The 19,592-nt window shown below is 63.3% G+C and carries 15 protein-coding genes; 7 read left to right on the forward strand and 8 right to left on the reverse strand.

Annotation, left to right across the window (positions count from 1 at the left end; all coding sequences use genetic code 11):
* Positions 1–139: 139 nt before the first annotated feature.
* From SO156_RS26210 to SO156_RS26225, 4 genes are all read right to left on the reverse strand, one after another.
* Positions 140–2,845 (reverse strand): molybdopterin-dependent oxidoreductase, encoded by a 2,706-nt coding sequence (locus tag SO156_RS26210; RefSeq protein ID WP_498536768.1) that lies wholly within the window; start codon positions 2,843–2,845, stop codon positions 140–142.
* A gap of 14 nt (positions 2,846–2,859) precedes the next feature.
* Positions 2,860–4,077, reverse strand: a complete 1,218-nt coding sequence (locus SO156_RS26215) for an NAD(P)/FAD-dependent oxidoreductase (protein WP_498536769.1) — start codon at positions 4,075–4,077, stop codon at positions 2,860–2,862.
* 165 nt (positions 4,078–4,242) lie between these two features.
* On the reverse strand, positions 4,243–5,622 hold the full coding sequence (locus tag SO156_RS26220) for an MFS transporter (RefSeq protein WP_498536770.1): 1,380 nt from the start codon (positions 5,620–5,622) through the stop codon (positions 4,243–4,245).
* 334 nt (positions 5,623–5,956) lie between these two features.
* Positions 5,957–6,874, reverse strand: a complete 918-nt coding sequence (locus SO156_RS26225; RefSeq protein WP_498536771.1) for an intradiol ring-cleavage dioxygenase — start codon at positions 6,872–6,874, stop codon at positions 5,957–5,959.
* Positions 6,875–7,036: 162 nt separating this feature from the next.
* Between SO156_RS26225 and SO156_RS26230 the strand changes: the two genes are divergently transcribed.
* Positions 7,037–8,311, forward strand: coding sequence for a serine hydrolase domain-containing protein (locus SO156_RS26230; RefSeq protein WP_498536772.1), 1,275 nt, complete (start codon positions 7,037–7,039; stop codon positions 8,309–8,311).
* A 27-nt stretch (positions 8,312–8,338) separates the two neighbouring features.
* Here SO156_RS26230 and SO156_RS26235 read toward each other — a convergent pair whose 3' ends face one another.
* The gene (locus SO156_RS26235) at positions 8,339–10,081 is read right to left on the reverse strand and encodes a SulP family inorganic anion transporter (protein ID WP_458144432.1); all 1,743 of its coding nucleotides are present in this window, start codon (positions 10,079–10,081) and stop codon (positions 8,339–8,341) included.
* A 358-nt stretch (positions 10,082–10,439) separates the two neighbouring features.
* Entirely contained in the window at positions 10,440–10,673 is a 234-nt protein-coding gene (locus SO156_RS26240) for a hypothetical protein (protein ID WP_458144433.1), read from the reverse strand.
* Between the two features lie 338 nt (positions 10,674–11,011).
* On the opposite strand from SO156_RS26240, the gene SO156_RS26245 reads away from it, so the two are divergent.
* Positions 11,012–12,469: a sensor histidine kinase gene (locus SO156_RS26245; protein ID WP_498536776.1), complete on the forward strand. Its 1,458-nt coding sequence runs from the start codon at positions 11,012–11,014 to the stop codon at positions 12,467–12,469.
* A gap of 68 nt (positions 12,470–12,537) precedes the next feature.
* Here the strand turns inward: SO156_RS26245 and SO156_RS26250 are convergent, their stop codons facing one another.
* Positions 12,538–13,269, reverse strand: a complete 732-nt coding sequence (locus SO156_RS26250) for a cytochrome c biogenesis CcdA family protein (RefSeq protein ID WP_498536773.1) — start codon at positions 13,267–13,269, stop codon at positions 12,538–12,540.
* Positions 13,270–13,474: 205 nt separating this feature from the next.
* A complete protein-coding gene (locus SO156_RS26255) occupies positions 13,475–13,711 on the reverse strand; it encodes a hypothetical protein (RefSeq protein WP_458144474.1) in 237 nt (78 codons plus the stop codon).
* A 520-nt stretch (positions 13,712–14,231) separates the two neighbouring features.
* Here SO156_RS26255 and SO156_RS26260 point away from each other — a divergent pair.
* The 5 genes from SO156_RS26260 (at position 14,232) to SO156_RS26280 (ending at position 19,208) form a co-directional block, all read left to right on the forward strand.
* Positions 14,232–15,275, forward strand: coding sequence for a LysR family transcriptional regulator (locus SO156_RS26260; protein ID WP_458144435.1), 1,044 nt, complete (start codon positions 14,232–14,234; stop codon positions 15,273–15,275).
* A gap of 29 nt (positions 15,276–15,304) precedes the next feature.
* A complete protein-coding gene (locus tag SO156_RS26265; RefSeq protein ID WP_027558475.1) occupies positions 15,305–15,676 on the forward strand; it encodes a helix-turn-helix domain-containing protein in 372 nt (123 codons plus the stop codon).
* Between the two features lie 375 nt (positions 15,677–16,051).
* The gene (locus SO156_RS26270; protein ID WP_498536774.1) at positions 16,052–17,407 is read left to right on the forward strand and encodes a L,D-transpeptidase family protein; all 1,356 of its coding nucleotides are present in this window, start codon (positions 16,052–16,054) and stop codon (positions 17,405–17,407) included.
* A 246-nt stretch (positions 17,408–17,653) separates the two neighbouring features.
* Positions 17,654–18,475: an enoyl-CoA hydratase gene (locus SO156_RS26275; RefSeq protein ID WP_498536775.1), complete on the forward strand. Its 822-nt coding sequence runs from the start codon at positions 17,654–17,656 to the stop codon at positions 18,473–18,475.
* Positions 18,476–18,932: 457 nt separating this feature from the next.
* Positions 18,933–19,208 carry a hypothetical protein gene (locus SO156_RS26280; RefSeq protein WP_458144438.1) on the forward strand — a complete coding sequence of 92 codons (276 nt, stop codon included), beginning with the start codon at positions 18,933–18,935 and terminating at the stop codon, positions 19,206–19,208.
* The last annotated feature ends 384 nt before the right edge of the window (positions 19,209–19,592 follow it).

Raw genomic sequence — 19,592 nt, forward strand, 5'->3', positions numbered from 1 at the left:
CTTGCGGAGCGTGTGGCAACATAGGGCACAAGGTCGGGGCCGTCGATTGCTGCGCTTGTCATGGCAGCAATGGCACTGAGTTGCAGCATCCCGATGTCGCGATGCGGCGATCCGGGCGATGACGCCGGAGCATGTGGCGCTAGCTCGCAGCACCCGCGAACTTTGCTTCCTTCGCAGCCCCACCCGTCTCCGCAATCAGCCGCTTCAGCTCGGGAATACAGGAGCCGCAATTGGTGCCCGCCTTGAGTTTTGCGCCGATCTCGGCCGCGCTGCGCGCGCCGGCGGTGATGGTGTCGCAGATGGTGGCGCGGCCGACGCCGAAGCAGGCGCAGACCACGGGACCGGTCGAGGCGACGCCTTCGGTCGACCTGCCGGAGAGCAACAGGCGGCGCTGTTCGTCGCTGACGCTATTTGCTGCGAACAGGCTCTTCACCACCTCCCAGTCGCCAGCATCATGGGCAGGGCCGATGAACAGGCAGGCCTCGATGCGATCGCCGACGAAGGACGCCGCGCGATAGACGCCGCCGCCGAAATCGCGGTACTCGGCAACGTCCTCGCTCGCGATTCCGTGCAGCCAGGCCGGCCAGCGCGACAGATCCGCGTTGTCGGCGAAGAGATAGCCGTAGCCGCCGCTGATCGCGACGCGCGCCCACCACAGATGCGGCGGCAGCGCGAGTTCTTTTCGCGACAGCACAAAGCCACGGAAAACATATTCGTACGGGGCGATCGCAGCCGGGGTCGCCTTGGTTTCCGGCTGCCCCGAGAACGGATCGTTGAACGACTGCACCAACGCGCCGATGCGGCCGTGCGAGGCGTTCATCGCGCTCCAGTGGATCGGCGCGAATAGCGTGCCGCGCTGCTGGCGCTCGCTGACCACGACTTTCAGGATGCACTGGCCGTAATCGGTGGTGACGCGGGCAAAGCTGTCGTCGGCGACGCCGTATTTACCGGCATCATCCGGGTGAATCTCGACGAACGGCTCCGGCAGATGCGCCCCGAGCCGCTGGCTGAGGCCGGTACGGGTCATGGTGTGCCACTGGTCGCGGATGCGTCCGGTGTTGAGCCGCAGCGGTCGCGCCGCATTGGTCTCGCTGCGCAGCGCCGGCACCTCCGGCGCAACGAAACGGCCCTTGCGGTCATTGGTGAAGAAGCCGCCGCCCGCAAAGAAGCGCGCGCCTGGTCCCTCCTGCCCCTCGCGCGCCGGCCATTGCAGCGGCACCAGCGCATCATAGGCCTCATCGGACACCGATTGCAGCGCACCGATGTCGAAATCCCGGCTGCCGTCGTTCTCGAAGGCCGAGAGCGCGGCATGCTCGCGGAAAATCGCGGCGGCCGATTTGTAGTTGAAGCCCTCGCCGAAGCCGAGGCGCTTTGCGACCTCGCTCAGAATCCACCAGTCCGGCCGCGCCTCGCCCGGCGCCGGCAGGAACGAACGCTGCCGCGAGATACGGCGCTCGGAATTGGTCACCGTGCCCGACTTCTCGCCCCATGCGAGCGCGGGCAACAGCACATGCGGTCCCGCCCCGACCGTGTCGTTGGAGAGCACGTTCTCCGAGACCACGAACAGCTCGAGCTTCTTCAGTGCCTCGCGCACCAGATCGGCATCCGGCAGCGACACCGCCGGATTGGTGCCCATCACCCACAGCGCCTTGACCTCACCGCGATTGATCGCCTCGAACAGCTGCACCGCCTTGAGCCCCTCATGGGTCGCGATGCGCGGTGCCTTCCAGAACCGCCGCACGCGGTCGATCTCGGGCGGCGTGAACATCATGTGCGCGGCGAGCTGGTTGGCGAGCCCGCCGACCTCGCGGCCCCCCATCGCATTGGGTTGTCCCGTGAGCGAGAACGGTGAGGCCCCTGGCTTGCCGATGCGGCCCGTGGCGAGATGGCAGTTCAGTATAGCGTTGACCTTGTCGGTGCCCTGCGCCGACTGATTGACACCTTGCGAGTACAACGTGACGACGCGCTCCGTCGCGCGGAACATCGCAAAGAACGCAGCGACGTCCTGCTCGGACAGGCCGGTCGCGAGCGCCGTAGCCGTGATGCTGCCGGCGATGCTGCGCGCACGCGCGAGCGCATCGTCGAAGCCCGACGTGTTGTTCGCGATATAGTCCTTGTCGAGAGCGCCATTGTCGGCAAGATGCACGAACAGGCCAGAGAACAGCGCGGTGTCGGTGCCAGGCTTGACGCCCAGGAACAGATCGATGTCATCAGCCGTATCGGTGCGGCGCGGATCGATGACGATGATGCGGGCGCCGCGCTCCTCCCTGTTCCTGCGCATGCGCTGGAACAGGATCGGATGGCACCACGCCGCATTGGAGCCAACCAGCACGAGCAGGTCGGCCTGGTCGAGATCCTCGTAGCAGCCTGGCACGGTGTCGGCACCGAAGGCGCGGCGGTGGCCGGCGACCGAGGACGACATGCAGAGGCGCGAGTTGGTGTCGACATTCGCCGTGCCGACAAAGCCTTTCATCAGCTTGTTGGCGACATAGTAGTCCTCCGTCAGCAACTGACCGGAGAGATAGAAAGCGACCGCATCCGCGCCGTCGCGCGCCACGATGTGCTGCATGCGATGGGCGACATGGTCGAGCGCGTCGCTCCAGGCGACACGTTCCAGCACACCTCTGCAGCGGATCATCGGATAGAGCAAACGGCCTTCGAGCCCGACGGTCTCGCCCAGCGCCGAGCCTTTGGAGCACAGCCGGCCGAAATTAGCGGGATGCTCGGGGTCGCCGGCGATCGCCGCTCCGCCGTTGCCGTCGGGCGTAGCCAGCACGCCGCAACCGACGCCGCAATAGGGGCAGGTCGTTCTGACAGTGCGGAGCGTCGGATCGATCGCAGTCATTCAGGCGGCATCCATCAGGCGGCTTTGGGCGGAAGCGCGAGTGCGCGGCCGAACATCATGTCAGTGCGGATCGCAGCGACCGTCTCGCGATTGCGGATCAGTTCGAGATACCAGAGCGCGTCCACGGTATCGCCGATCAGCACAGCGCCGGTGAGCCTGCCGTCAGCGATCACCAGCTTCTTGTAGGTGCCGCGCCTGCGATCGGAGAGCACGATGCTCTCGCTGCCCTCGCCGCCGACGAAATCGCCCGCCGAGAACACGCTGACGCCGGACACCTTCAGATTGGTCGAGACCACGCTGCCCTGATAGGCGGCACTCTTCCCGGCAAGATGCCGCGCCAGCACGCGTGCCTGCTCATAGGCCGGCTCGACGAGCCCGTAAGCGGTGCCGCGATGCTCGGCGCATTCGCCGAGCGCGAAGATGTCGGACTCGCTGGTCTGGAGGCAATCGTTCACGACGATGCCACGGTTGACGGCAAGCCCCGCCTCCTTCGCGAGCGCGACGTTCGGCCGGATGCCAGCCGCAAAGATCACGGCATCGGCGTCGATGCGGCTGCCATCGGCAAGCTCGACCGCCTCGACGTGGCCGTCGCCATGAATGCACTTGGTGCTCGCGTTCAGAACGACATGGATGCCCTTGCGCTCGACCAGCGCCTTGAGCAGTTCAGCCGCCGGCAGATCGAGCTGGCGCTCCATCAGGCGATCCATCAGATGCAGCAGCGTCACCGGCGCACCGGCCTTCGCAAGACCGTAGGCGGCCTCCAGCCCCAGCAGGCCGCCGCCGACCACGACGACGCGCTTCTTGGCTGCTGCGAGCGTCAGAAGCAGATCGACGTCGCGGCTGTCGCGAAAAGTATGGACGCCCGCGAGATCCGCGCCCGGCACGTTCAGCCGCAGCGGCGTCGAGCCGGTGGCGAGGACGAGCTTGGAATATTCCATGCTCTCCTCACCGGCGATCTTCAGCTCGCGCCGGCCGACGTCGATCTCGGTGACGCGATAGCCGTAGCGCACGGTGACGCCGCGCTGGCGCCACCAGTCAGCGGGCCTGAGCTCGATCTCGTGCGAGCCGGTCTCGCCTGCAAGCACGGATGAGAGCAGCACGCGGTTGTAAGCGAGCCGCGGCTCTTCGCCGATCACAGCGACTGCGTAACGGCCGAGCGAAGTCTTGGCGAGTTCGTCGACCAGACGCGCGGCGGCCATACCGTTACCGACGATGACGAGCGGCTCACTCACTTTGGTCTCCTATTCTGCGGCCTCAGGCCCGGCAAAACTTCTCCCCCCGTACGGAGAGAAGCGAGATTCGTACCAAGTCTCTATTGTTGGAGCATGATCTCCGCGGCAAACGCGTTCAGCGTTTGTCGCGAGGGAAAACCGCTGCACACTTTTCCGGATCATGCTCTAGACTCTTGCTTCGGCGAGGCTCGGCGCGCCTTCGGCTTGCGGACCGCGACGCAGATAGAACCACCAGGTCAGCCCGAGGCAGGAGGCGTAGAAAGCGAGATAGATCGCGAGCGCGAGCTGCGGTCCGCCAGTCATCGCGATCGACTTGCCGAACCCGCTCGGGATCAGATAGCCGCCGACCGCGCCGACTGCGCCGATGAATCCGACTGCCGCACCGCTCTCGATGCTCGCCGTCTTCAGCGCGAGCGCCCGCGCCGCATCACCCTTGCCGCGCACCTTGAACAGGTTCTCCTCGCGGAAGATCGAGGGGATCATCCGGTAGGTCGACCCGTTGCCAATGCCCGTCGTGACGAACAGGACCAGGAACATCGCAAGGAAGCCGAGGAAATCTTTCTGGCCGACGAAATAAAGCACGCCGATCGTCGCCGCCGCCATCGCGATGAAATTCCAGAAGGTGATGATGGATCCGCCGACCTTGTCGGCAAGCCAGCCGCCGAACGGGCGCGACAGCGAGCCGACCAGCGGCCCCAGGAACGCAATCGCGATCGTGACTTGCGGGAACTGGGTCTTGATCAGCAGTGGAAACGCCGCCGAGTAGCCGATGAAGGAGCCGAAGGTCCCGATATAGAGATAGGCCATGATCCAGGTGTGCTTGCGCTTGACGATCGCGAGCTGGTTCTTCACCGACGACTTGGCCGAGGTCAGGTTGTTCATGAAGAACACGGCGCCGAACACGGCGATTGCGATCGGCAGCACCCACATCAGCCCGGCGTTCTGCAGGAAGATGCCGTCGACGGGCGTCGCCTGGAACAGGTTGATGACGCCGAGCGTCATCAGGATCGGGGTCAGGAGCTGCACGCTGGAGACGCCGATATTGCCGCCGGCAGCATTGAGGCCCAGCGCGGATCCCTTCATCCGGTCAGGGAAGAAGAAAGAGATGTTGGTCATACTGGAGGCGAAATTGCCGCCACCGAGGCCCGCGGTCGACGCAACGAGCAGCATCAGCCAGAACGGCGTGTCGGGCTGGCTCACGAAATAGGCAAGCGACATCGTCGGGATGAACAGGATCGCCGCGCTGAAGATGGTCCAGTTGCGGCCGCCGAACGTCGTGACGGCGAAGGTGTAGGGGAAGCGCATCAAGGCGCCGATCAGGCCCGGCACGGCGACAAGCTGGAAGAGCTGGTCGGTCGTATAGTGAAAGCCCGCCTGCGGCAGCTTGGTGGTGACGATGCTCCAGATCAGCCAGACCGAGAAGCCGATATGCTCGGCCACGATCGACCAGATCAGGTTGCGTCGCGCGATAGTCTTGCCAGTCGCATTCCAGAACGCCTCATCTTCGGGGCGCCAGTCTGAAATCCACGTCGGATTCGTCGTCATTGATAATCCCTTCTAGGCTCTCCGCTGCGTCGTTGCAGGCTCGGCCCCCCACGCATGGAGGCGCGCTCCGAGGCTTCACCCTGGCGGCGAGTTCGTGATGCTGATGTTGATGTCGAGTGACGGCGTCGGTGGCGTCAGAGCCTACCATTCAAGGCCTGTGCCAGCTCTCTCGCGCTTTGAAATATAAGTAAAAACAATATATTAGTTCATCTGCTCAATGATTGGGCGCGCCTATAATTGCATCAAAAAGTCGCGGCGCGCCCATTTCTTGAATGACGATTCGCTCACTTCTTGTGCGACGCACAACAAATGAGCGAGTGCCCAAATTTTGACGTCAGGCGTGCTCCGCGGCCTTCACCCCGAGCGGCTTGGGAGCCAAGCCGCTGCCCGGCTTGAGGTGAAATTCATAGGTCATCAGATGCCACGGCCCGGCCGCCTTGCCGCCGTCTGGCATCGCCGGATCGGTGCGTTTCTCGACCTTGGCGATCAGCTCGTCCTTGACCCCGAACACCACGTCGGAATCGAGATATTTGTCGCCGCCGATGAAGACGTGGGTGATCAGGGGCTCATGGCCCTTGGCGTTGACCAGGAAGTGCACGTGCGCAGGGCGCATCGGGTGGCGGTTGGTCTGCACGATCATCTCGCCGACCGGGCCGTCGGTCGGGATCGGATAGCTGCAGGGCAGAATGGTGCGGAAGAAGAAGCGGCCATCGGAATCGGTGACGAAGCGCGCCCGCGCCGAGGCGCCGATCTCGTCGTAGTTCGGCTTCTGGGAATCGTACAAGCCGTCGTCATCGGCGTGCCAGACGTCGACGGGAACGTTCGCAAGTGGCTTGCCGCCGAGATCCGTGACGCGGCTCTGCACGAACATCTTCTCGCCGGTCAGATTGTGCGGCGAGATGTCCGTGCCATGCGCGGTCACCTTGTGCTCGCCGACATAGAAGGGACCGAGCACCGTCGTTTCGGTGGCGCCGTCGCGGTCGCGGTGGTTCACCGCATCGACCAGCATGGAGACGCCGAGCACGTCGGAAAGCAGGATGAACTCCTGGCGGGTGTCGGTGCACTTCTGGCCGGTGCGGGTCAGGAAATCGATCGCATAGTCCCATTCCTCGAAGGTGAGGCCGGTCTTGCTCACGTAATCGTGCAGCGACTTCACCAATTCCTGGAGCAGGAACTTTGCACGCGGATTGGGCGTGTTGTCGAAGCTTTTGATGACGGCTTCGGTAAGCTCGGTCTCGTTGAACTGGGTCATTTCTCTTTCCCGCTGTCCGATTTTCTCGTTGTTTGGCCTGACGGCGTTCCACTGCGGAGCCTACACCAGCCGGGCAGCCGGCGTTAAGCGCGACCGGCTTGGAATGGGGTCCTCATTTCGGCTATCACCTCCTCACAAGAACACTCCGGAGGAACGTTCCCGATGCTCGCCCCCACCCCCGCCTCACCTGAATCCGTCGGCATGTCCAAGGCCGCGCTCGACCGCGTCGATGCGCATCTGAAGAACCGGTATGTCGATGCCGGCCGTTTCCCCGGAACGCAGCTGCTGGTCTACCGCCGCGGCAAGATCGCCCACCGTTCGATGCTTGGACTTGCCGACGTCGAGCGCGAAGTGCCAGTCAAGGACGACACCATCTACCGCATCTATTCCATGACCAAGCCGCTCACCAGCGTCGCCTTCATGATGCTGGTCGAGGAAGGCCTCGTCGCGATCGATGAGCCCGTCGCCAAATACATTCCGGAGTGGAAGGACCTCGGCGTCTTCGTTGCCGGCACCAACCCTGCGTTTCTGACGCGGCCGCCGTCACGGCCAATGCAGATTGTCGACCTCCTGCGGCATACCTCGGGACTGACCTACGGCTTCCAGCAGCGCTCCAATGTCGATGCCGCCTATCGCGAGCAGAAGATCGGCGAGGTCGAGAAGGCCGGCACGCTGCAGACAATGATCGACGCGCTGACCAAGATGCCGCTGGAGTTCTCGCCCGGAGACGCCTGGAACTACTCCGTCTCCACCGACGTGATCGGCTATCTCATCGGCAAGATCTCGGGCGTGCCTTTCGAGCAGTTCTTGAAGCAGCGCATCCTCGATCCACTCGGCATGACCGACACCGATTTCCACGTGCCGGCCTCCAAGGCGCATCGCTTCGCGGCCTGCTACTCCGCTGATCCGCAGGGCGGCATGACCTTCCATGCCGGCCAGCGCCGCCAGGGTTTGACGCTCCAGGACGACCCGATGACGAGTTCGTTCCTGTCGCCGCCAGATTTCATCTCCGGCGGCGGCGGTCTGTGCTCGACGGCTGCCGACTATCTCACCTTCTGCCGTGCGCTGATCAATGGCGGCGAACTCGGTGGCGTCAGTCTGATCGGGCCGAAGACGCTGGCGTTGATGACGACCAACCACATTCCCGACGGCCGCACTCTGCCCGACGTGTCCCGCTCGCTGTTCAGCGAGGCGACCTACAATGGCATCGGTTTCGGCCTCGGCTTCGCCGTGACCATGCGGCCGGCAGAGACGCTGATCGCCGGAAGCCCCGGCGAATATAATTGGGGCGGCGCTGCGACGACCTCGTTCTGGATCGATCCGGCCGAGGAGCTGATCACGATCTTCATGACGCAGGTGCTGCCCTCGAGCGCCTATCCGATCCGGCGCGAGCTGCGCAGCATGGTCTATGCCGCGATCACCGAGAGCAATCTATAAGCGCACCACGGGGCGGGCCTCGGCGCTTCAACGCGGAGGCCCGTCCGTGCCAACCTCGGCCTGGTCCTCCCAGTCGTCCCACGCCACATCATTGATCTCGAGATAACGAGACACTGCGACTCCGATCGTTGGAAAGAAGTATTTCTCGCCAAGCTGCGCGAACAAGCCAAATCGCTTCAGCTTGTCCTTTACGGGGTCCTTGAGCTCGGCAAAGCAAAGCTCAATCCCCTGCGCGTGCAGCGTTTCGTCGAGTTCAGCGACCACGTCGCAGGCTGTGACGTCGACGCTCGTGACCGGCTCTGCTGCAACCACCAGCCAGCGTACGGGCGTCGGCGATGTTGCGACGGCATCCCGAATGCGTTCCTTGAAGAATTCGGCGTTGGCAAAGAATAGCGGCGCATCCCATCGAAACAGGACCAGCCCGGGGATTCGGCGTGCGCCCGGATATCTCTTGATGTCGTGATAACCTTTGACCCCGTCGGCGCGCCCCAATACGGCGGAATGCGGGCGCCAACCGTCCCAGAGAAACTCGGCGATGGCGATTGCGATTGCCAGGCCTATTCCTGGAATCACCCCGAGCACGGCAACACCGACAAAGCAAACGATCGCCAACCAGAACTCCCACCGCTGAATGCGATAGATTCGTTTCAGGTCAGTGATCTCGATCAAGCCGATCGCCGAGGTGATGACTACGGCGGCCAATGCTGCGCTCGGCAAATGCTGAAGGAGATTTGGCGCCGCCAGCAAGAGCACGACGATGGCAAGCGCGCCAACGACGCTGGTGAGTTGGGTGCGCGCGCCGGCGGCTTCCGCAACGGGTGTACGCGAACTGCTGCTGCTGATCGAGAAGCCCTGAAAAAAACCGGTCGTCAAATTGGCAACGCCAAGGCCCACCAATTCCTGGTTGGGATCGACCCACGTCCCCAATCGTGCGGCATAGGCCCGTGAAAGCACACTGGTGTCCGCAAATGATATCAGCGCGATTGCGCAGCCGCCGACCAGCACAGGGGCGATGTCGCCGTAGCTGATCCAGGGAACGACGAAACCCGGCAGCCCCTGAGGAAGCGGACCCAGGACTTTCACGTCATAAGGCGCTGCGAGACCCAGCGCGCCGACGACAACCGTCGCGCCAAGGACCGCGATCAGAATGCCTGGAAGACGCTTGTTGTTCTTGAGAAGGAGGATCACGATCAACGTGCCGAGCCCTATTCCGAACGCGACCCAGTTTGTCCGTCCCTCATGGATTGCGTTGCCGATCGCCAACAAACTGCGGAGCGGTCCTTCGCTCTCAATCGAGAAGCCCATGAGCTTCGGCAGCTGGCTGATCAATACGGTCAACGCGATTCCGTTCATGTAGCCGTAGCGTATCGGCTTAGAGAGAAGCTCGGTCACGAAGCCCAGGCGCGCGACACCCGCCAGAATGCAGACCACCCCCGAAACGATCGCCATCATGCCGGCGAGCGTCGCCGCCCGCAGCGGATCACCGCCGGACAACGGAGCGACAACGCCGAGGATGACCCCTGCCAGAGCAGAGTCCGGACCGAGGACGAGGATACGGCTTGGGCCGAACAACGCGTAGACCAGCAGCGGCACGATCGTTGCGTACAGACCATAGATGCCGGGCAAGCCTGATGCCGCCGCGTAGGCAATTCCGACCGGGACCAGCATTGTCGCCAGGACGATCCCGGCGAAGACATCATGCGGTAGCCACGCAGCCTCATATCGACGAAGCGTGTCGAGCCCCGGCAGCCAGTGGATCCAATGCTTCATCGGCGATCACCCCAAGCCCGGTCGGGGCCCGTTGGCCGTGCTTGATGCGCTGGCCGAGATCGGCGCGGCTGGAATCCAGCGGAGGCTAATACGCCCTTGGCAAGCTGAACAGTGGCACGGGGGCACGCGAGCGATGCAGAATGCAGTGCAAAATCCGAGGCACCGTCGTCTGCCGCGCCGCAATCACCGAGAACAAATCTGTAGAATTGCGCAATCACACGAGAGGGCCACGGCGAAATCCTCGCCGCGGCCCTGACGTGTCGGCCTCAGTGCATGTGACCAATCAGATAGCCGCCACCGATCACGAGAACAGCGGGCACGGCCCAGAGAATGAAGACTGGTGGCATCGTGACCTCCCTCAATTCGACGTGCAGACCTTGACGGTCTTCATCCCAGCCTCGGCCTCGGTGCGCGATTTGTAGATGGTGCCGGCCGGGCCGACGACGGTCATCGACGATTCCGTCGGCCTCTTGTCGACGACGGTGCATTTCTTCGTCTTGACGTCCTGGACGACGTAGAACTCGTCGGCCGCCAACGCCGGCGCGACGAAGGCGGCGATCATCACCGCTGCGGTTGCGATTCTCAGTCTCATTGTTCCTCTCCTCCAATTGCCGAACCTGTTGGCTTCGGCAGTTCGACAACAGGAAAAAATGGCAGATCGTTCCTTTCAAAGTTCCGCTGGTGGTCGTTGCTCGCAATGAACGTCCGTCGTGGACGTCAGCAGCGCGAAACTCAACCGCCGATCCGGACGCGGAATGCAGCGCAAAATCGCTCGACCCGGATTTCTCGGCAAACTGGAAAACCCGTGGCGCAACGCGGAGGCTGCCCGTATGCTCCTGCATGATCCGGCGGCGTCGCGCCGGAACCAGGGCGCCCGCGTTGTCAAAGTTCACACTGCCCGTACGGCTCGCTCTCCTCGTCATGGGGACGATGCTGCCCTTGATCGTCTTCGCCGTCGGCATCGTCTTCTACAATTACACCCAGGACCGCGGCGACGCGAACCGCCGCGTGCTGGAAACGGTGCGCAGCATACGCCTGGTGCTCGATGCCGAGGTCCAGCGGATGACCGGGGGCTTGCAGGTCCTCGCGCTCACCGACGCGCTGCGCAGCGGCGACTTCCAGAACTTTCGCCGCATCGCCTCGGGCTTTCTCGACCAGTACGGCAAGGATGGCGTCGTGCTGGTCTCGGATCGCAAGGGACGGCTGTTGTTCTCCTCGGCGACAGAGGACACCGCGGGCCTTCCATTGCGCAACAACACCGAAATCGTGGAGAAGGTCTTCGCGACCAGGTTGCCGCAATATTCCGACCTGTTCCTCGGCGCGATCAAGCAGCGCCAGGTCGTCACCGTCGAGGTCCCCGTGTTGCGCGATGGCGAAGTGATGTACGCCCTCACCTTCAGCCCGCCGCTCGACATCTTCCAGACGCTGGTCGAGAAGCAACGGCCCGGTGAGCACTGGACGGTATCGCTGCTGGACAGCAAGGGCATCGTGTTCGCACGCGCGCCCAACCCGGGCGACACGTTCGGCAAGCGCGCCACGTCATCGCTCTATGACGAGATGTTCCGCAAGGGCGAGGCGTCCTTGTCGGCGGTCTCGCTCGACAACGTTCCGCTCAGCGCTGCGTATACGCGATCGCGGCTGACAGGCTGGACGGTTGCCGCGGGCGTCGCCGAGGGCTCGCTGGTCGCGCCGCTCTGGCGCAACATCGCGATTACGAGCCTGATCGGCGGTGCGCTGCTCCTGATCGGGCTTGCCTTCGCCTTGCGGATGGCCGCCACCATCGCGCGCGGCGAAATGCTGCACAATCTGCTCATCGAAGAGCTCAACCATCGCGTCAAGAATACCCTCGCCTTGATGCAGGCGATCGCAGTGCAGTCGTTCCGCAGCGCAAGCCGCGACGAGCGTACCAAGTTCGAGGGGCGCCTCGGCGCGCTCGCGGAAGCGCACAATCTCCTCAGCCAGGAGAAGTGGCAGGGCTCAGGCCTGAAGGACGTCGTTGCCCGCGCGCTGGACCCGTTCCTGCTGAACAATCCGGACCGCATCCGGATGAACGGACCGGCGGTGCCGCTGTCGCCGCGCCTCGCCGTCGTGCTGTCGATGATCATCCACGAGATGGCGACCAATGCGGCCAAATATGGCGCGCTGTCCAACGAGACAGGCACGGTGACGCTGGACTGGGAGGTCACCGGAGTGATAGCCAAGCCGCGGCTGCGGCTGATCTGGACCGAGCGGGGCGGCCCGCCGGTGAGCGCGCCTGTGCAACGCGGCTTCGGCTCCCGCCTGATCGAGCGCAGCGCGCGCGATCAGCTCGGCGGCGAAGCGACGGTGGATTTTCTGCCGCGCGGCGTCGTCTACACGATCAGCTGCGCGCTGGACGAGCCGCGGTAGCGAATGAACCTACTTTGCATGGGGTTGTTTTCGATATTTTGTTGCCCGGCCTGGGGCCCTGATCAGTCCTAACCGATCGTCTGGAGCACCGGAAAAGTCTCCAGCAGCCAGATGCTCATGTTGCTGATTGCGCCCGTGAGAAAGAAAATGCCGGTGATCACCATGAGCACGCCCATGGCCCGCTCGACATTGACGAGATGGCCCTTCATGCGCGCAAACAGCGCCGAGAACTGCTCGATCAGGAGCGCTGCTATCAGGAAGGGAATGCCGAGCCCCGCGGAATAGACCGCGAGCAGGCCGGCCCCCTTGGTCACCGTCGCCTCCGCCGCGGCGATCGAGAGGATGGCCGCGAGGATCGGCCCGATGCACGGCGTCCAGCCGAAGGCGAAGGCAAGCCCCATGATATAGGCGCCCCACAGACCGACCGGCTTAGGGATCGGCAGCCGCCCCTCGCGCATCAGCAGGCTGATGCGCGTCAAACCGAGGAAGTGCAGGCCCATCACGATGATGACGACGCCGGCGAGGATCGAGAGCTCCGCCGACCAGGCGCGGATCACGCTGCCGATCAGCGAGGCGCTGGCGCCCAGCGCAATGAAGATGGTCGAGAAGCCAAGCACGAACAGCAGCGCCGACATCATGACCGCGCGCCTGGAGGCGGACGGCTGCCCGTCACTTTCGACGTGCTCGATCGTGGCGCCGGTCAGATAGATCAGATAGGGCGGGACCAGGGGCAGGACGCAGGGCGAGAGGAAGCTGACGAGGCCGGCAAGCAGCGCCGCCGTGATCGAAACGTTTTGCATGATGCAGTCGTGGCCATCTCCAGGCCCGCACCGCGCGCAAGGGGAGCGCGCCGGAGTTTGGGCCCAACGGCCCCTGGTGTAACCGATGCAGGGTAATGCGCAACAGAGGCGCTGGAAACCAAGGCTCCTCCCGATGCCGCCTGTGATCACAGATGCGGCATCGGGACACGCACAAATCTCGCGGATGCGAGAGATGGCGGCGCGGTTATTTCACCACGCGGAGCAGCGGACGCCGGGGCTGGTCCTGCGTCTGCTTGGAACGGGAGGCGGATTCGCTGGCAGCGCCCCGCAGCATTTCGTCGCACAACGCCCGAAGCTCGGCATTGTCGACGCCTTTGAGTTTCATCCGCAAATCGAGGATGGCAATCGAGAGCAACTCGACCGACTCGCGCACGTGGTTCTCACTGAGAACCCGACGGCACTCCTCGAGCGTTTCGAGCACCGACTGCAATTGTTCATCTGAATGCGACACCGGAGTTCTTTCGTTAGTTCAACCTGTGAGAATGAATGGCAACGATCCCCGCGCCTCCTACGTGCGGGCGAAGATAGCACGACGGATCCAAGCCTTCGAACACGATTTCAGCGCATCCAGGCTCGAATATCGAAGTTCCGCTGCAAGAAAAGCGTTGCGTGACCGCCAGAACACGGCGCATCAGCGTAATTGGACTTCCCGGCAGTGCTTGCGGCGCAGGAGACCATAAGGAGGCGGGCGCGAAGCCGGACTTGCGACCCATAGCCTCCGATTTCGGGAGGCCCGACCACACAGTGTTCTCAAGGCTCGCAACTAAACGCACGCGACACCCCTCATCCGGACGATCGACCGCCCGATTCCCAGTCCCTGGCGCACTCAAATACCTCCCACGACGCGGTAAGTATGGCGCTCAAAACTCGCCACCCCCGCAACCCGCCGTGGTTGTGGTTTGTCCAAGATTCTGCCAGTTTAGCCAGCTGAAAGGACTTGTATGCACCTCTTGGCGGAAAGGGGCGTTCCTCTGGAAGAACGCCAGAAAGCACTCCTCGGCGGCCTCTCGGATTGGGACGCGGCCAGGATATTCCTTGAGGTCGTGCGCTGTGGCAGCTTCCGCTCGGCAGCAGAGCGCCTTTCGCTCTCCATTAATGCCGTCCGTCGGAAGATCGACGATTTCGAGCGCCAGATCGGCGCCACCCTGTTCACCCGCGACGTCCACGGCACCCATTTGACCGATGAAGGCGCATTGGTGGTCTCGGCCGTGGAGCGGATGGAGGCTGCGACCTTCGACGTGCTGCGCGCCAGCGACACGCTCGCCGGCACGTCCGGCGAGGTGCGGGTCGCCGTCACCGAGGGACTCGGCACCTTCTGGCTGGCGCCGCGGCTGGTCGAATTCCAGCAGAGCTATCCGAACATCCTTGTCGACCTGCACTGCGCGATGCGCTCGGCCGATGTCTCCCGACACGAGGCCGACGTGGCCATCCATCTGTCGCGCCCCTCGGCGCTCGACATCAAGCTGGTGCGGCTCGGCCGCATGCATCTGATGTTCTGGGCGGCCGAAAGATACATTCAGAAACATGGCGCGCCACGCACGGCTCACGAATTGATCAAGCACCGCCTGGTACTGCAATTCGCCGACCAGATCGCCGCCAAGGAAACATTCGAGAGCTTCTTCCCGGGCGTTGCTGAGCGTGACCTTCTGGTCATGAAGACCAACGTCTCAAGCGCCAACTACTGGGCTGTCGCAAACGGCGCCGGAATCGGCGTATTTCCGAGCTATGCCATCGCGCTTGGCGGGAAGTTGATACCACTGGAGGTCGCATTGAACCGACCATTGGATATCTGGTTGTCCTACCATCCCGGTAGCGGCCGGATTCCAAGGGTGCGGCACATGATTGACTGGCTCATCGAAGCCTTCAATCCGGCTCGCTTCCCGTGGTTCAAGGATGAATTCGTGCATCCGCGCGAATTCAAGGAAGTGTACATGGGCGAACCCCTGACCCAACTCTTCGGGGGATTTTCAACCGAAGAACGGTGAGAAAAAGTATGAAAACAGCGGCGAAGAGAATGAAGCAGCGCAGTGCCGGCAAGCCGGACATTGAGCTTGGCAAGCGGATCAGGTTGCGGCGCGTCGAGATGAAAATCTCGCAGGCTGAGCTTGGCGAGAAGCTCGGCGTGAGCTTCCAGCAGGTCCAGAAGTACGAAAAGGGCGTCAATCGTGTCGGCGCGGCCCGTCTGCAGCAGATCGCTTCGGCGCTCGATGTGCCCGTGACCTTCTTCTACGACGGCGACAACAAGGCGCGCGAAGTCGAGAGCCTTCTGTTCCTCGACAGCGCCTTCAGCCTCCGGTTGCTGCGCGCCTACAGCAAGATCAAGGACCAGACGGTGCAGCGTCAGCTCGTTTCGCTGATGGAATCGATTGCTGCGAACGAGGGCTGAGCGATCGACGGCTGGGCAGTCGGCCGTCCATCGGATTTGATGTTCAATCCGCCGCGTCGCGGGGGCGCGGCTGGATTGGACAAGACTTCGCCGCGCGCCGGACGCGCGGCTTTTGCTTTTTTGGGCCTCCCCTGGACGATCCCCAAGCTTTTCGTCTGTTTCCGGCGCGATTTTCACGAACCGATCCGAGCCTTCGAGCGACCAAATCGAGGGCGCATAGGCCGGGACGCCTGCGTTTAATCGGACCGCAATCCCCATGCCCTAACCTGCGGCCGCCTCACGAATTGCCAAAAGCCGCGCCCGCGGCACTGCTGCAAGAAGACCATCATGCGAGCGCCCGTTCAGGCCTCGTCTTTCCAAGGGAAGATCAGACACATGTTGAAGCGCCAAGCCATGATCGTTGCGGTTGGCCTCTTCGCGAGCGCCTCGGCTCTTGCGCAAACCGAAACCACCGGTCAGGCCGGCGCCGCCAAGCCCGCTGCCGCAGCGCCGGCCGGAACGATGCCCTCTATGGCAAATCCGGCGCACACGGCCGCGCCGAAGGCTGCCACGACACCTGCCTCGACGCCCGAGTCACGATCGGCCGCCGCGCTTGCGCTGTCGCATGAGCCGACCTTCGACGAAGGCTCGGTCCAGCGGATCAAGGACGCCGCGCTGAGCTACTCCGACCTCGCCGTGCGCGGCGGCTGGCCGACGCTTCCTGCGGACGCGAAATTCGCCCTCGGCACACAGGGGCCCAATGACGAGTTGCTGCGCAAGAGGCTGATCGCCTCCGGCGACCTCGCCGCCGACAAGGCAAGCGGCGCCTTCGACGAGACGCTGGCCGAAGCCGTGAAGCGCTTCCAGGCAAGGCATGGCCTGGCCCCGACCGGCATGGTGACGCCGCGCACGATCGCCGCGATGAACGTCCCAGTGCAAAAGCGCATCCGGCAACTCGAGGCCTCGCTGGAGCGGCTCCAGAACACGAACTTCGGCTTCGGGCAGCGCTATGTCGTGGTCAACATCCCCGCAGCCTTTGCCGAGGCAGTCGAGAACGACGTCGTGGTGCGGCGCTATCGCGTGATCGTCGGCAAGACCGAAAAGCCGTCGCCGACGCTGACGGCCGAGATCACCGGCGTCGTGCTCAATCCGACCTGGACCGTGCCGTCCTCGATCGCCAAGACCGAAATCTCCGCGCATATGCGCAAGGATCCGACCTATCTGTCGCGCATGCATATGGAGGTGCTCGACGGGCACGACAATCCGATCGATCCGAATTCGGTCGACTGGTCGGGCACCCACGCGCCGAACTTCACCGTGCGCCAGCAGAACGGCACGTTCAATGCGCTTGGCGCGGTCAAGATCGACATGCCGAACTCCTATTCGGTCTACATGCACGACACCAACCAGCGCAATCTGTTCAGCGACGACTACCGCTTCGATTCCCATGGCTGCTCGCGCGTCGACAATGTGCGCGATCTGGCGGCCTGGTTGCTCAAGGACCAGCCGAAGTGGAACCGCGCCGCGATCGACGCGGAAATTGCCACCGGACAGCATCTGGAAGTCCCGATGGCCAGGAAGGTCCCGGTGGCCTGGATCTACCTGACGGCGTGGATGACCAAGGACCAAACCATCCAGTTCCGCAGCGACGTCTATAACCAGGACGAGCAACTGCTCGAGGCGACCGCCGAGGAAGCCGCATTCTTCAGCAATGCGGCCAACCATCCGTTGACCGCGCATATGGCGCAGTAGGCGCCGCGGCATGGCCGGCCGATCAAAATCTGAAAAACAACCCCATGCAAAGTAGCGAGAGGGCTGCCGACGCATTGCGGATTTAACGAAATGCCCTTGACACGTCGGGCAAATCAGGGGCAATAGTCGATCATCGCGCAATCTACGAAAGGACAACCGTGGCCTGCCCAGGAATGGGCCCGCCCTGGTTGACGTCGCCGCAGCGGCGGCCGCACATTGCAACGCTCGAAACAAGCGGGTGCGCGAATGGCAGACCTTTCCACGACAGGCGAGATTTCATTCGCCGACGGCAAGATCCTCAAGACGATCACCGACGCCGTCGGCGTGATCACCTTCAACAATCCCGACAAGCACAATGCGATGTCGCTGGAGATGTGGGAGGGGTTTGGCCAGGCGCTGACGAGCTTGCGCGACGACGACGCGGTGCGCGTGGTGATCCTGCGCGGCGCCGGCGGCAAGGCTTTCGTGTCGGGAGCCGACATCAGCCAGTTCGAGAAGCAGCGCCACGACGCGGCAGCCTCCGAGGACTATGCGAAACGCAGCGCCGCGCAGCGGGCGCTGCTCGCCGACTACCCCAAGCCGACGATCGCCTGCATCCAGGGCTTTTGCCTCGGCGGCGGCATGCAGGTCGCAATGCTCGCCGATATCCGCATCGCCGCCGCCAGCAGTCAGTTCGGAATCCCCGCGGCAAGGCTCGGCATCGCCTATGGCTTTGACGGCTTGCGCCACCTTGTCTCGCTGGTCGGACCATCCTGGGCACGACTGCTCATGTACACGGGAATGCGGATCGATGCCGCGGAGGCGCTGCGGATCGGGCTCGTCGAGCGCGTCATCCCCGACGATCAGCTCTGGGGCGAGACGATGGCGATCGCCGAGACGATTTCAGAGAATGCGCCGCTCGCAATCAGGGCCGCCAAGATCACTATTTCCGAGGTGCTGAAGGACGAAAGCCAGCGCGACATGGACGCGATCAAGGCCATCGGTACCGCCTGCATGGACAGCGAAGACTTTCGCGAGGGCCGCCAGGCCTTCATGGCAAAGCGCAAGCCGCAGTTCCGGGGGCGGTGACGACTGCCTCTCAGGCCGGATTGAGCCGCCGCCAGCCCGGAGCGAGTTGGACTCGCGCTCGCTCTACGACCTCCGTCGTTGCGGGCACAGCGAAGCATCTGGTCTGACTCCGCGAGAAGATTCTGGATTGCTTCGCTGTGCTCGCAACAGCAATGACGGCGTGGATACGAGTGAGCGTCACAATCACGGCGTCATCGCCCGACTCGATCGGGCGATCCAGTACGCCGCAGCAGATGCGATGAATCTCGACGCCTCTAGAATACTGGATTCCTCGCATTCGCGGGGAATGACCGCGAGCCTATGAGACGTAGCGCCAAGTCTAGCCGCTATTTGGAACCGCTCGCACATCGGACGTGAACCGATATTCAGGAAGATTAAATTCCTCGCGGGCCCGTTCGCATATTGCAACCAAACTGATCGCGCGACGGTTCTCTCGGCACCAACGAGGGAGATTGTGATGAAAATCAGGTTTGCTGTGCTTGGACTGGCGGCCATGGGCGGTGTTGCGCTCGCGTCGGGGCAGGCTCTGGCGGCAATGCCGAATGGCATTCCGCAGGCCGATCGTATCGCCAGCGGCCCGGCCGCCAATGTCGATCAGGTCCGCATGGTGTGTAACGCGTGGGGCCGTTGCTGGTGGCGCCCGAACTATTACCGCGCCTACGGCTTTTATGGTCCGCGCCGCTTCGGACCTCGCCCGTGGGGCTGGGGTCACCGTCACTGGCGCCGCTGGTGACCGACGAAGGGGCCTAGTGGGCCCCTTTTTCATGTGAAGCATTCCGATAAGGACGTGGACCCATTAGCGCGGAGCCATAGCCTGATCGAAGCGAATTGGACGCGCTGGGATAAGGCCGCGCTTCGCGATGCTGAGCGTTGCAAGCGCGCGCCGCGTTTGTCAGCCGCCGATCACCACATCACCCGGCACGCCATCTTCGTCGGCGTGATCGTTATTCACCACCAGTATGGCCACCGCCACCCCTCATAGAGGATCCACGACGACACCAGGGGCGGGCCGTATGGATCGACCCGATCGTCTTCAGGGCGATAACGATATCGTGGAACAATATTATAATCCCACGGAGTCGGCCTGAGCACGGGCGCCGTGACAACAAGCCTCTGC

This window comes from Bradyrhizobium sp. UFLA05-125 (genome assembly GCF_059803515.1).